General features: G+C 43.3%; 17 protein-coding genes and 1 tRNA gene. 7 read left to right on the forward strand and 11 right to left on the reverse strand.

From position 1 onward, the window contains the following. Together FWF39_RS05920 and FWF39_RS05925 are read right to left on the reverse strand one after the other, a co-directional pair. Nucleotides 1–285, reverse strand: coding sequence for a 4Fe-4S binding protein (locus tag FWF39_RS05920; protein ID WP_343382521.1), 285 nt, complete (start codon nt 283–285; stop codon nt 1–3). Next, the gene (locus tag FWF39_RS05925) at nt 282–836 is read right to left on the reverse strand and encodes a 2-oxoacid:acceptor oxidoreductase family protein (protein ID WP_343382522.1); all 555 of its coding nucleotides are present in this window, start codon (nt 834–836) and stop codon (nt 282–284) included. The genes FWF39_RS05920 and FWF39_RS05925 overlap by 4 nt, the downstream gene beginning before the upstream one ends. Before the next feature lie 124 nt (nt 837–960). Here FWF39_RS05925 and FWF39_RS05930 point away from each other — a divergent pair, with 124 nt between their 5' ends. After that, nucleotides 961–1,368 carry a hypothetical protein gene (locus tag FWF39_RS05930; RefSeq protein ID WP_343382523.1) on the forward strand — a complete coding sequence of 136 codons (408 nt, stop codon included), beginning with the start codon at nt 961–963 and terminating at the stop codon, nt 1,366–1,368. A gap of 396 nt (nt 1,369–1,764) precedes the next feature. Continuing rightward, nucleotides 1,765–3,240: a radical SAM protein gene (locus tag FWF39_RS05935; protein ID WP_343382524.1), complete on the forward strand. Its 1,476-nt coding sequence runs from the start codon at nt 1,765–1,767 to the stop codon at nt 3,238–3,240. A 95-nt stretch (nt 3,241–3,335) separates the two neighbouring features. Here FWF39_RS05935 and FWF39_RS05940 read toward each other — a convergent pair whose 3' ends face one another. Next, nucleotides 3,336–3,536, reverse strand: a complete 201-nt coding sequence (locus tag FWF39_RS05940; protein WP_343382525.1) for a DUF4177 domain-containing protein — start codon at nt 3,534–3,536, stop codon at nt 3,336–3,338. 234 nt (nt 3,537–3,770) lie between these two features. Here FWF39_RS05940 and FWF39_RS05945 point away from each other — a divergent pair, with 234 nt between their 5' ends. Next, a complete protein-coding gene (locus tag FWF39_RS05945) occupies nt 3,771–4,403 on the forward strand; it encodes a molybdenum cofactor guanylyltransferase (RefSeq protein WP_343382526.1) in 633 nt (210 codons plus the stop codon). On the opposite strand, the gene FWF39_RS05950 is transcribed toward FWF39_RS05945, so the two are convergent. Beyond that, on the reverse strand, nt 4,400–4,693 hold the full coding sequence (locus FWF39_RS05950; protein ID WP_343382527.1) for a hypothetical protein: 294 nt from the start codon (nt 4,691–4,693) through the stop codon (nt 4,400–4,402). The two genes, FWF39_RS05945 and FWF39_RS05950, sit on opposite strands and share 4 nt — an antisense overlap. 282 nt (nt 4,694–4,975) lie before the next feature. On the opposite strand from FWF39_RS05950, the gene FWF39_RS05955 reads away from it, so the two are divergent. Beyond that, the gene (locus FWF39_RS05955) at nt 4,976–5,326 is read left to right on the forward strand and encodes an RPA12/RPB9/RPC11 RNA polymerase family protein (RefSeq protein WP_343382528.1); all 351 of its coding nucleotides are present in this window, start codon (nt 4,976–4,978) and stop codon (nt 5,324–5,326) included. Between the two features lie 61 nt (nt 5,327–5,387). Here the strand turns inward: FWF39_RS05955 and FWF39_RS05960 are convergent, their stop codons facing one another. The 3 genes from FWF39_RS05960 to FWF39_RS05970 form a co-directional block, all read right to left on the reverse strand. After that, entirely contained in the window at nt 5,388–6,389 is a 1,002-nt protein-coding gene (locus FWF39_RS05960) for a hypothetical protein (protein WP_343382529.1), read from the reverse strand. Between the two features lie 101 nt (nt 6,390–6,490). Next, nucleotides 6,491–6,661, reverse strand: coding sequence for a hypothetical protein (locus FWF39_RS05965; RefSeq protein WP_343382530.1), 171 nt, complete (start codon nt 6,659–6,661; stop codon nt 6,491–6,493). A 101-nt stretch (nt 6,662–6,762) separates the two neighbouring features. Next, entirely contained in the window at nt 6,763–7,410 is a 648-nt protein-coding gene (locus tag FWF39_RS05970; RefSeq protein WP_343382531.1) for a hypothetical protein, read from the reverse strand. Nucleotides 7,411–7,553: 143 nt separating this feature from the next. Between FWF39_RS05970 and FWF39_RS05975 the strand changes: the two genes are divergently transcribed. Next, a complete protein-coding gene (locus FWF39_RS05975; RefSeq protein WP_343382532.1) occupies nt 7,554–8,135 on the forward strand; it encodes an adenylate kinase family protein in 582 nt (193 codons plus the stop codon). Here the strand turns inward: FWF39_RS05975 and FWF39_RS05980 are convergent. After that, complete coding sequence (locus tag FWF39_RS05980) at nt 8,132–8,491, reverse strand: hypothetical protein (protein ID WP_343382533.1); 360 nt, start codon at nt 8,489–8,491, stop codon at nt 8,132–8,134. The two genes, FWF39_RS05975 and FWF39_RS05980, sit on opposite strands and share 4 nt — an antisense overlap. Nucleotides 8,492–8,842: 351 nt before the next feature. On the opposite strand from FWF39_RS05980, the gene FWF39_RS05985 reads away from it, so the two are divergent. Then, nucleotides 8,843–9,055: a DUF1922 domain-containing protein gene (locus FWF39_RS05985; protein ID WP_343382534.1), complete on the forward strand. Its 213-nt coding sequence runs from the start codon at nt 8,843–8,845 to the stop codon at nt 9,053–9,055. Here the strand turns inward: FWF39_RS05985 and FWF39_RS05990 are convergent. Together FWF39_RS05990 and FWF39_RS05995 are read right to left on the reverse strand one after the other, a co-directional pair. Next, nucleotides 9,052–9,990: a TIGR00269 family protein gene (locus FWF39_RS05990; RefSeq protein ID WP_343382535.1), complete on the reverse strand. Its 939-nt coding sequence runs from the start codon at nt 9,988–9,990 to the stop codon at nt 9,052–9,054. The genes FWF39_RS05985 and FWF39_RS05990 overlap by 4 nt on opposite strands. 273 nt (nt 9,991–10,263) lie before the next feature. Continuing rightward, entirely contained in the window at nt 10,264–10,650 is a 387-nt protein-coding gene (locus tag FWF39_RS05995) for a hypothetical protein (RefSeq protein ID WP_343382536.1), read from the reverse strand. 220 nt (nt 10,651–10,870) lie between these two features. Here FWF39_RS05995 and FWF39_RS06000 point away from each other — a divergent pair. Next, a tRNA-Pro gene (locus FWF39_RS06000) sits at nt 10,871–10,948 on the forward strand. 705 nt (nt 10,949–11,653) lie between these two features. Here FWF39_RS06000 and FWF39_RS06005 read toward each other — a convergent pair. After that, nucleotides 11,654–12,697 carry an IS5 family transposase gene (locus tag FWF39_RS06005; protein WP_343382537.1) on the reverse strand — a complete coding sequence of 348 codons (1,044 nt, stop codon included), beginning with the start codon at nt 12,695–12,697 and terminating at the stop codon, nt 11,654–11,656. Nucleotides 12,698–12,956 lie beyond the last annotated feature (259 nt).

Raw genomic sequence — 12,956 nt, forward strand, 5'->3', positions numbered from 1 at the left:
TTATTCGCCTTCGGGGATTTTCATGTTTATGGCTTTTACGGGGCATTCGTTGGCGCATATGCCGCAGCCTTTGCAGTAGTTTAGGTTGAATTCGATTTGGCCCGTCTCAGGGTTGGGGCGGATGGCTCCTTCGGGGCAGAGTATGGCGCATGTGAGGCATTTGGTGCATTTGTCACAGGTTAAGTTGGGCATATAGGTTTTCCAGTCGCCGGTTTGAAAGTTTACACTGGATTTTGATGTGACAGCTGCGAGGGAGATTTCTTTCCAGGTTTTTTCTTGGCTCATTCGACTTTTGCTTCCTTGTATGCCTCTTGTATAACGGCAAAGTTTTTCTCAGCTAAATCTGCTCGGAAGCGTTCTTTGAGGGTTTTGTGTATGCCCTCAAGGGTAACGATTCCAGTTGCTTTAGCAACAACACCTAAAAGTGCGGTGTTTGTGATGGGTGTGCCTAGGATTTTTATTGCGATCTCGGTTGCGGGAACCGTCCAGACTTTGCCGTGTGTTATGTGGAGGCTTTTTTTTAGGGTGGAGGGGTCTTCGCTTGAATTTATTATGATACAGTCATCATCTTGGTCTATTCCAGCGGTGACGGGGACGGATTTTAGTAGTGTGTTGTCCAGTACGACTACGACATCGGGGTGATAGATTGCGCAGTGTAGTCGTATGGGTTCATTGTTTATTCGAGTAAATGCAGTCACCGGGGCGCCCATGCGTTCGGGTCCAAATTCGGGGAATGATTGTATGTATTTGCCTTCGTCAAGGGCGGTTCTGGCCAAGAGCTCACTTGCAGTCCAGGTGCCCTGGCCGCCTCGACCGTGCCATCTAAACTCTACCATTTTCAATGCAGTTTCACTAAAGAACAAATAAAACGATGCTATCCTTGATATATTTTTCTCACAGAGCCGTTTAACATTTTATTAACTATATATGGTAGGCTGTGAATAACGATAATGATATACATTGCCCCAGCCCACACCTAACGAAATCCGAGAGAGAATAATTGGCCACAAACAAAACAAAGTCAAAGAAAAAGACATCGCCAAGTGGCTCATGATAAGCCAAAGCACTGTCACAAAAGTCTGGGCCAAATACCAAAAAACAAACACGTATCAACCCAGCCCCCGCACCCAAGGACGAAAACCAAAAATAAACAACACCATCCTAAATCAAATCACTACACAAATCAAGCAAAACCCCGCCATAACCCTAAAAAAACTAATTGAAATATTTGACTTAAAAATCTCCCAAGCCGCACTGAGTAAACACCTAAAAAAACACAGCAATCAAACCACCAAAAAAAGACCTGCACCCCAAAAAGACAAAAAAACAAACCCCAACGAAACCAACCACCCGCAAACAAACCAATAAAACACACCAAAGAAACACTCACAAACACGAGAGCAACAGTCACAGGTAAAAATAGTGAAAAAGAGCGCACCCGATTTTAAACAAACACACCCGCACCCACAAATGTATCATGCAGTTTTGTGTGCATCACATATACTAATCTGTCCTGGTTTACCGGTCAACCGCCTACAAAAAATAGTTAACAATAAGTTAAATCACCACCCGGCAAACAAGAATTAGACAAAAACAACCAAACCCAACCCCTACTAAAACAACCATACAAACAACTAATCAGACTCAATACACAACTAAAAATACACCCTGCACCCAAAAACAAAAAAGCAAAAACGTTAATAATATTGACAGCTTAATTCGAAAAATAGCATACAACCGTTTTAGCGGTAAGGGCGAAGATCAATGGAAAAGGAAAAAACGGATGTATTTTTAACTGCAGACCGTACACTTATGAGTAATTACCACAACAACGAATTCCTAGGCTTTGGAACCTGCGCACCCCCAAACTTTATCCCCACATGGCTCTTTAGCTACATATTCTTCCCACCCCTAAAAACCAAACAAGGCCACCCAACAGCAGCACCCTACGGCCTAAGAAAAACCGAAGCCCAACTCCTAAAAGAAGGCTTCAACGTCAAAACCATAAACCCCAACCACATAGAAAAACACCTAAAAAACACAAAAGTACTAGGCATACACGCAATGGACCCCTTTGGATTAGGCCCCGCATCAACCACCCTAGCCTCATTATTCCACAAAGAACCCTACCTAGCAAAACACTTCCAAACCCTGCTCAAAAGCCCCCAAATCCACAAAGCCCGCCAAAACGGCCTAAAAGTCATCGTCGGCGGACCAGGCGCTTGGCAGGTTAAACACCGAGAAAACTGGACAACCGAACTAGAAATCGACTGCATTCTAGAGGGCGAAGCAGAAAACGTCGTAGGAAAAATCTTCAAAGCCGCCCTAGAAGGCCAAGAAATCCCCAAACACTACGAAGTCAGCCCCAAAGAAATCCCAAACCTAGACGAAATCCCCGATATTCAAAACCCCTCCATAAACGGACTAATAGAAATCGGCAGAGGATGTTGCAGAGGATGCCAATTCTGCAACGTTACACTACGCCCACTCCGATGGTACCCAATGGAAAAAATCGAAAAAGAACTCACCGTTAATACAAACTCAAAAAAAGTCAAAGGCACCTGCATCCACGCCGAAGATGTCATGCTCTACGGCTCCCAAAACACCACCCCAAACCCAGAAAAACTCGTCCAACTCCACCAAACCGTAATGAAACACACCGAAAGCATAAGCTGGAGCCACTGCTCCCTAGCCGCGATTGCAGCAGCACCCAAAGCATTCCACGAAATCTCAGAAATCATCCAACAAAAACAAACCTGGTGGGGAGTCGAAATCGGCATCGAAACCGGCTCACCCAAAATCGCAAAAAAAATCATGCCCGCCAAAGCCCACCCCTTTAGCGCCGACAAATGGAAAGAAGTCGTCGTAGAAGGCATGGGACTAGCCCATGACAACAAACTAGTCCCCGCATGCACCCTAATCGTAGGACTACCCGACGAAACCGAAGAAGACATCACCAGAACCATGGACCTCATCGACGACCTCAAAAGCATGCGCAGCCTAATTGTACCCCTATTCTTTGTACCACTGGGAAACCTCAAAAGCCAGGACTGGTTCACCAAAGCACAACTAAACGAACGCCACAAGCAACTCCTCATCCAATGTGCCGAACATGACTTCTACTGGGTAGACGAACTACTCGACATGTCTATTCAAGGCAGATGGTACTCACACATAATGAAAGAATTCTACAAAGGCTTCTCAGCCATCGCCAAACGCAAAGTCAGACAAATAAAATAAACAACCCACGCATTAGCACTATGAAGGTATACAATGATATCGGCGCTTGTGTTTGGTCAAAAAAGAAAACAGATGTGTGACCAAAACTAACAGTACTATTTTTCTTTTCTAAAGGTAATCAATATGGCACTACGTATACCCGCAGTATTTGCCATATAAGAATACGTGACAAACTCCCAACCCTCTTCGGTTCGTTTGTTAATCAAATCATCAAGACGAGACACATCAGTCTCATTAGCACGGTCATTAACCCACTTAATGGTTGTTACCAAAACTTCACTTTTATACTCAAACATTGACATCCACCGTTACCAGCTACAACTGTCATAGACATAATAAGCATTACGTCACTCAATTGCTAATACAAGACCAGACCACAACACAACACACAACCACACGCCACCTATCACACAAAAATCACCACGCTAAATCATACAAACAAACCACCATCAGCCATTCACAGATCATCCCGAAAGGTTACAAAACCCTTAAACAATAGCTACGGTAGAGTGCTGTTAAGACGTGATTGTATGGATAGATCAACAGTTATATTGGCAGGCGGCTCTGCAACTCGCTTTAATAACGCTGACAAAGGGCTCTTTGAGTTAAATGGCAGACCTCTGCTTAATCATGTTATTGATGCAGTAAAAGGACTTGCGGATGAGATTATTATTGTTACCAACACCCAAGAGCGGGCTGATACCTACGCAAAAATTGTTTCCGCCAAAGTTTCATTTGTCCTTGATACAGAAGAGGCAAAAGGTCCACTGATGGGCGCTCTAACAGGTTTTGAAGCCGCACAGGGCGAATATACACTACTGTTGCCCTTTGATAGCCCTTTTGTCTCAAAAGATGTCCTAGAGTTACTCTTTGATTTATCCTCAGGTAAGGCAGCTGTGATTCCAAGAAATACAGATATGGAAATCGAACCCCTTCATGGAGTCTACAACACATCACAAGCACTAACGGCTATCAAAGAAACCCTATCACAAAATCAGTTTGATATGCACAGCATGATTGAGCGACTACGCGGCGTACGCTATATCTCCACAATGGTTATTGAACAACTAGATCCAGAATTAAAAACGTTTATCAACATAAACACACCACTCGACCTAAAAAAATCCCAAGAAATCACCAGTAAAAAGACAAAAAAGCCCTAACTGCCACTATTATTTTTGAGCAACGGAACTTCTTTTGGGTTAATCAGAATTACTTTTTCGGGGGTTTCGCGGATTTGGAGTTTGTTTTCATCGGCGAGTGCGTTGAGGCATAAACGACTGCCAAAGTTTAGCGCTGTTTTGACATGGAGCTGCTCACCCAGAGATGGGATGCCTTCGGCGTTTTGCGGCATGAGCATAAGCGAAGAGTCCTCAAGGTCGATGCCACAAACAGCAGACATCTGCTGGACTAATTTGACTGCGGTTTCTCGGTCAATTTTTCCTTTTTCCATATGCATTCACTAATCCTGATCAATCTGTGAAAAATAAATAGGGTTGGTGTTACAATGCAACAATCATACCGAAATATTTTTGGTGGGTGTTGTTGTAGTTGTGCAGTCACATTATTTTTTATCATTCAAAAGCGGTATGTGGATGTAAACATAGAATCAATGCAGCTAATCTGATGAGCTAACGATTAACAGAGACACAGATAAGAGCATGCTGTTGGCGCTTTGGGCTTATTGGGGGAATTAACTGCTATGTTCTATGGACTGATTTATGGAGGAAAGAAATTGGAATTTTGTACAATATGCGGTTCACGTCTAAAACCTACCAAGAGTCACTCAGGAGATCAAGCAATGGTTATGCTCACATGTACCAAATGCGGACAGAAAAAACCAGAGGCAGAACCCAATCCTAAACTTTACAGCAAAATCATTGAGCACAGCCCCAAACAGTTTGTGGCTATAATAGGCAAAGAAGAACAAGAGCTCACCACACTACCAACCATTCGAGCCGATTGCCCCAAATGTGGAAACAACCTCGCAAACGTCTGGCAAGTACAGACCCGCGGTTCGGATGAATCCTCCACACAATTTTTACGATGTACTCAATGCAACTATACATACAGAGAATCAACCTAATTTGTAAGCAACCAGATGCTTGTACAAACAGTAACAGCTAAGAGTTACAAATGTTGCAACGTTAGATTGGGGGTTTGGCGATTTTTTTGTTTGTCAGAGTCTTTGTCCACTGTTTAAATTCGTCGGAGATGGGGTGATTCTCAAAGAGCTGGCGGCGCTTGGATTCTAAGAAGAGATTTTCTTGGCCCCTATACTCTGCGGCAGTCATGATGCTGTGTTTGGATTTTTGGGCTTTGAGGAAAATTTTGTCGAGTTTGGAGCGCCAAAATTCATCCCGAAGAGCATGATGCTCCAAAATCACCAAAGGCACAGTCTCCACAAGACGTGAGAGATTTTGTAGCCCCTGCTCGATTTGGGCTTGCTCCACACGAAACCCCGCGAGATAGAGCGGTGGGCCGCCCAGCATAAGTAAATCGGGTTTAGCCGCCAAAATAAGCTCTGTTGTATGAATGGACATGGGGCCCTGGACATCGGGTGCAAACATGAACCGTTCCCCGTTATATTCCACGTTTGCCATGATGACCCAGCCCAGCATGCCGCCTTCTGTGCCATGCATCACTGCCTCTGAGAAGCAGAGTTTTGTGTTGCCAAAAGTGAAGGTTTTACCATCTGCAACCTCCACGGTTTTGGCGTGTCTGCCGCCTGTTTTTTGAAACATCCCGGCTCGTTGCTGCTGGCTGGCATTGATGTTGTTTTGGGGGTCTTTTATCAGCACCAGTTTATTTTGATAGATTTGGCGAGCAGTTTCGCCCTCATCGGTCCAGTTTACAACCCAATCTGTGTAGCTAGGGGTGTGATGATCAAAGTGGTAGTGGCTGACGGTGGTTATGGCGGCTTTGTCGGCGGCATCGGCAATCACTTTGCGCAGATGCTGAATTGTTTTAAATTCGAGTGGATGGGGTGGCAGATTAAACCGATAGGGACACAACGACACTCCCGCATCCAACAACACCGCCGTATCAGGCGTTTCAACAAGCGTACACATTGAACGCACACCAAAACTCTCCGATGCCAAAGGCGTAACCTTGATATTTTTTAAGGGACCGTGTAGTTTTGATTCCATATTTGAATCAGCCTAATTGTAACCTCTGAGAGTAAAATACCTTGTATATAGCGTATACACGCGCAGTTTTTGTACTTACGGGCTGGTTGACATGTTTATACTTAACCGGCAGCAGCTATAGAGGGCTCTTTTAGCCGTTTATCACTTTGATTTAGAGTTACCAATCGTATGTAATCCATGCCAACCAAACTGTGAATAGACACATAATCGGCAACACCAGACTGAGAATAAGTTTTGTCAGCATCATAAGTATTTAGAGGCTTAAATGACATGCTAAGACCATTTGTTAAGGGTCCCTGGGCAGTTTAGCATCTCGGTTTTGTTGTGTTGTTTAAGAAAAGAGAACGGCTGGTGATGCCGTTTGGTTAAGCGGTTATTTGGCTATCCCTATGAGGTATTCGCCATTCATTGTATACTGTGTGTAATGTGCTTCACCATATGGAGGATACTCAGTTGTGACGCCTTTGTAGAACACATAAATGCAACCTTCATCATAGCGAATCGATTGTGAAGTGTACTCTTGCCAGAACTGCATAGGTTGTGGATCGTTATGTGTGCTGTTAAAAAAAGTTTTCACAAAGACATGTACAAAGGGTATATCTGATAAAGTAAGTTGAGGAATATCGATTTTTTTCCAATGTGCTTCACTGACAAGCAACTCGCCAAAAGTTTGGATTAGGTCGCCGTCTTTGGTTATGTCAAAGGAGCCTTCTAGGATGTATCGGGTGGTGTTGCCGTCTTTGCCTGCGGGTCCGGGTGATCCGGTTGGTCCTGTGGCACCGGCTACACCTGTAGCTCCAGTGGCACCCGTTGCTCCTGTGGCACCGGCTGATCCAGCAACTCCTGGAGGTCCTTGTGATCCAGCAACGCCGGGTACACCTGGGGGTCCTTGGGGTCCGGGTGAACCTTGCGGTCCAGCAATCAGTTGTGTAGATGCTAAAGTAGAAACTGTACAGGCAATAAGAATTGCCACAAGTATACCTGCCAAAAAAACAGTTCTTGAAACCAATTTTTCACTCAATATATTCAACCTCGCTATGTAACCACCACATAGTTGTTGTGATAAATAGTTTACTCCCGCTCCAGAGGTTTTGTTTCTGCATTACATAATATAAACGAATGTTGATCCGTAATCAATAATTGCGGGTATGCCCAGGTGTTTTTATGAATCGAGTTATTCTCCTTACCGGCACACCCTGTGTGGGTAAAACCACAACCGCCAAAGTGTTAGCAGAAAAACTAGATGCAGTTTGCATTAATTTGACTGAGTATACTAAAACACAGGGATTAATATTGGAGGAGGACAAAGAACGACAAACCATTGTTGTGGATGAGCAGGCTATGCGTAAAAGTCTGGGTGAATCTATAAGCGTTGCCAAGACGGATATGATTATTGATGGGCATTATGCAGCCGCTGTTACGCCATCAGAGGTTGTTTCGCAGATTTTTGTTCTGCGTAGAAACCCTATTGAACTCAAAGAACAGATGCAAAACTGTGGGTTTAGTGAGGCAAAAATTGGGGAAAATCTCTCGGCTGAAATTTTGGATAGTTGTTTAATTGAAGCTTTGCAACATCAGCATCAGGACAAGGTATGTGAATTGGATGTTTCGGGGCAGACCACAGAGACTATTGTGGAGGATATGTTAAAGGTTTTAAACCATACCAAAAAATGCCACAGTGGATTTGTTGATTGGTTAGGTATGCTTGAAGGTTTGGGCTTAACAGATAAATATCTAAGACTTTAGCGAAAACTACCGATTTTTTGCTTGGTGAGCAGGCTGATTTTGCGGCGGTTACTGTAGGATTTGGCATGATCACTAAATTTCTCCCCAATCATGATGGGTGCACCAAGCTCAACATCCTCTGAAGCGGTGTCTAGGTTTATGATAACATTGACGCCGATGGTGCGATTCCAATCTCGAATCCACACACCCTGCTCTAAACGACCTTTTTGTACCACAAGATCAAAGTGGCGCATAACTCCGCTGTTACCTTCCAAGGCAACGTTTTCACTATTAACCTTGTAGCCTTCTTTTTTAAAGTACCCAATAGCCATATCGACCAGAGGTGATCGCTGCTTGGCTTGCTCTTCTGCACTCATGTTAATCCCTAATCCCGCTACCAACACTTAACCATCTTGCCATGGAAAAGTCTTTCGGTAAAGGTTCTAAAACCGTTTGATAACAAATACTCGCGCCTTAAAAGCTCATAAAAACAGGTGATAAATAAAAAATGGACAATAAAACAATACAGTAACCATAGAATACTGGTACTAACAATTTTATTTTTTTATCATTTTTTTAAATTTCCAAAAATTACGCCAATATAGCATTCAAAAATTCAAGCCTTATAAAATCATATACGACATATGGCTAATAGGTGGATCAATAAAAAAGATATTATACTGAGATGCATTTTGATGAGTGTAACAAGCCCTTCGGAGTAAGCACAAATGGCGCCAACACTCATCATGAAATGTACTAAATGCGGCGGGTATATGCTTAGCACTAAAGCGCAAAAAACAAAACTATGTCCTTACTGCAACACAAAAGTAAATCTTGAACGGGCACAACGAATTGCCGCCGCAGACAGCGCGACAGAGGCCTCAGAAATGTTGCGTAAACTCAAAAGCGAACGAGGCTTTGACCACAAAAAACCTAACTAACGTACTTGGCGCAATAACTCGCAGGTTTTACACAGATCCAATGTTGAAGGCTCGCCGCACTCAGTGCAGGTTTTAAAGTCGGCTTTTTTTAGGGTTTCTTCAAGAGCGGGGCGTAGCTTTTCCATGGCTCGAAATACGGTGAATTTGGTTCCGGTGTGTTTTTCTTCCATGCGGTTGAGCATGCCGCGGACATCATTGCGTAGGGCTTGGGAGGCGTATGGGCAGGGGGTGTCTTGGAAGGGGATTTTTTTGGCGTATACATAGAGGGCGCTTTCTTTTTCGGGGATTTCACAGAAGGGTTTGATTTTTTGTACAAACAGGGGGTGGACTTTGTCGCTTATGGGTTTTTCTTTGGTGAGGCGAACAATGTCACCGCGCAGGATGTTCATAAGAACGGTTTGGGCTTCATCGTCTAGGGTGTGGGCGGTTGCGACTTTGTCGGCTTTAACGGCTCGGGCGGCGGCGTTTATGGCTCTGCGGCGTAGTACCCCGCAGTAGGCGCAGGCGGTGAGTTCAGTTTGGCTTCTTTGACGGGTGCGTTCCATGACTTCGTCGAGGCTAAATCCGTAGAGTTCACGAAAGGAGAAAATCTGGTGGGGTATGTCAAGGTTTTTGCAACTTTGGGCGGCTATTTCTAGGGCTTCGTTGCGGTAGCCTTTGATGCCCTCATCTATGGTGACGGCTGTTAGGGTGGTTTTAGGTCGGAATTTGCGTAGTTTTGCTAGGATATAGAGAAGGGCTAGGCTGTCTTTGCCGCCGCTCACAGCCACGGCTAGGTGGTCATCGAATTTGAGCATGTGTGATCTGGTTATAGTAGCTCGGACTTTGGCTTCAATAGATTGGGTGAAGCATCGCTGACATAGGCGCTCGCCTGAGTAGGGTCTAAAATAGAAGGTTTCATTGCGTTTACAGCAACTACAAATTGACGCCGCCATCTAATCACAACTATAGTTGAATAGTATTACTAAGTAACACTACAGAGTTTTGTGATATAGCTGCCAGATAGAGGGTATTAATTGCCAAAGTCAATTCCTGCTTGGAACTAAACAAGATGCATGTTTTTATTTGTGGCGGTTAACTGGAAACTCTATTTTGTCAGATTATTATCTACGTATATGTAGAGACAACGCTAAAAGAGGATATTTGGAGGGTTAAATCATTGCAGATGCTGTCAGAGCGAAATTTTCGGTTTTGGGTTTTGGATGGAGTTAATTTTTAGGTTGGTGTTGGAGTTTTTTGGTTTTGTTTTCGGTGTCTAATTTGTTGGCTTCGGCCATGATTACAACATCGCGGACTGTTGTGGGTTTGTTGGTTGCTTTAAGGACCATTTGGCCTCGCCAGTTACATTCACTACATTCATGGCTAGGTGGAGTTAGGCCCATGTGAGAAAACAGATCACCAGCCATAGTGTTGACTCTTTTAACGCGGGGACTTTTACATTTAGGGCAAACTTGAATATCGAGATATTTTTTCTCTTTTGCCAACTCGTCTAACGCTGTAACTAATTCGGGTAAAAGTTCACTTTCTACCTGTTCGGTTTCTATGAGAGAGTTGGCTTTTTTCTTGCGTTTCTTTTTCTGCTGTGTCTCTGACATGAACCTAACCTCAAGAGAGCGCTTAGAAAATGTCGATTAGAATTTAAAAGTTTTATGGATTATTAGAACAAAAGCAACCATTAAAGTTCAAGGTTTACACCTGAGCTAAAAATGCGTGGCTACTGTATCACAGATTTGTTTGATTTTAATTTTGATTGGGTGTTAAACCGCTAAAGTTAAAGCCAACCCAACAAATAAGATAGAACACATCCGTTGTGGTGGGGCTTTCGGCTAGCATGGTCTAGGCTTGTAGCCTCGGGCGCTATAGACCCCGGTTCAAATCCGGGAAGCCCCACCAACCAAATGATACTTTTTCACCATTTTTTGATAAAAATCCCCATTTTTTATTTAAAAACATATAAATAAAAAGTTAAAAACAATATAATTTAAATATTTTTTATGTGAATATACTGAGCGTTATTAAAAATTCGGACAAACAAACTTTTTATGGGGGTTAAAACTGAAAAAGGACACCACCCCATTTCAAGGTTTTTCTTGTTTGTGCCTTTTCTTGTCATGTAGAAAAACATGGCAATGGCTAAAAACTATTTCTTTGTTGTAGGGTGAGGTGTGTGAGAGGGTTGTGTGGTTGTTGGTGTCGTGTCTTTGTTTAGATTAGATGGGTGTGCTAAGCGTTCTTGGATAGGTGGTTTGTTTTTTGTTAGGGGCTTATTTGTTTGTATAGTTGGTGATTGTTTTTCCGGTTTTTCAATGTGGGAAACCGTGGGAAACTTTTGGAAACCGTCTCATATTATAATAAAATATTTCAAAAAATAATTACATAGTGGATGATATTTTGTTTATAATTCATATTAACAGAAAAACTATATTGAATTTGAGTGAGTGTGCTTACTCGCCCCCATTATAATGTAGGGGACCTCCGAAAACCTGTTTGACTGATTTGCTTGTGGCTCTATCAGGTTTGTTCGGCAGTTTTCATGCCAATATGTGCTAGATATGACTGATTTACCTGATTCTTCATGATTTTCAACCCCTATCTTGATTAAATTACCGAAATGAGCCTATCTCCCGCTAAGTAGGCATACCGTTTAAGATTATACGCCAAGTTACGCCTAGCAATCTGCGCTCCAGCACGCACCAACCCCACACACCGCACAAACATCCCACCCATAGACACACTCATAAACCCAAACACATGCTCCACCCGAACCCTAACCCGAGAGATCAAACGATTAGCCGCCCTCTGCTCCTCAGTTAGGGGCTTGTTACGATAACCCCTAGCACAACACAACAACACAACCCCCGGATATAGCTGATGCACCAACGCATGCAGCTCCTCACCCACATAAGCTGAATCCAAATATCCCTTCTTATCCTTGACTGAGAGCACGTCTGTGAGTTTTTGACTATCATGCACAGACGCAGACGTTACAGCAAATTGGGTAATCAACTTGGTTTTCTCATCCACATTTAGGTGATCTTTGTAGCCATAGTGGACTTCGTTGTTTTTCTTGGTCCAGCGTGCATCGAGATCTTTTTGGGCGAGTTTATGGGGTTTATTGCGCCAGTCTTTGGGGGTTTGGCCCTGTTTTATTTGTTGGTTTTCTTGGGGGGTGTTGCGTTGGCGTGGAGCGTCTACAAAGCTGGCGTCGATGAGGGAGCCTTCGTGTTTTATTATGCCTTTTTGTTCTAGTTGTTGGGTGAATTGTTCGAAAAGTTTTTTGTCGGTGCCGTTTTTGGCTAGGGCTTCTTTGAAGTCCCATATGGTGTTTTGGTCGGGGACTTTGTCGTCTGTTTGTAGGTTTAGGAAGCGTTGGAAGGAGTGGCGGTCGTTTATTTGGTATTGGATGGTGTGGTCGGATACGTTGTACCAGTCCTGTAGCAGTAGTATTTTGAACATTAAAACGGGGTCGAAGCGTGGTCGGCCGCCTTTTGTGTAGTCGCGGTTTTGTGGGGTTACTACTTTTTCGAGTGTGGGCCGGAAAATCTCGAAGTCTATGTGTTTGGTTACTTTTTCAAGTGGGTCACCCATTTTGGAGAGGTGTTTCAATATTTTATTTTTTGTCAGAAAATTGTGCTCATACATTGTAAGTGCCAGTTATACAATCTATCATATGGCAGCTAAAATGTTTCCGGAGGTTCCCTGTAATATGTTTTTTGTTTTGTTTCCCACTTTTTGTTTCCCAACATCTTAATGACTCACTTGGTAACGGTTTTGGTTTTGTTTTTTTAACCCTAACTTCCCAAGTTTTGGGGTAATAGGTTTTTGATGTCGAGTTTTTCTATTAGAGTTTCAACTTTTTTTGGAATTTCAGACAACCATTCTTTACCATCAGCACGTCTAA

The organism is Candidatus Bathycorpusculum sp., assembly GCF_009778815.1.
GTDB classification, from domain to species: domain Archaea; phylum Thermoproteota; class Bathyarchaeia; order Bathyarchaeales; family Bathycorpusculaceae; genus Bathycorpusculum; species Bathycorpusculum hydrogenotrophicum.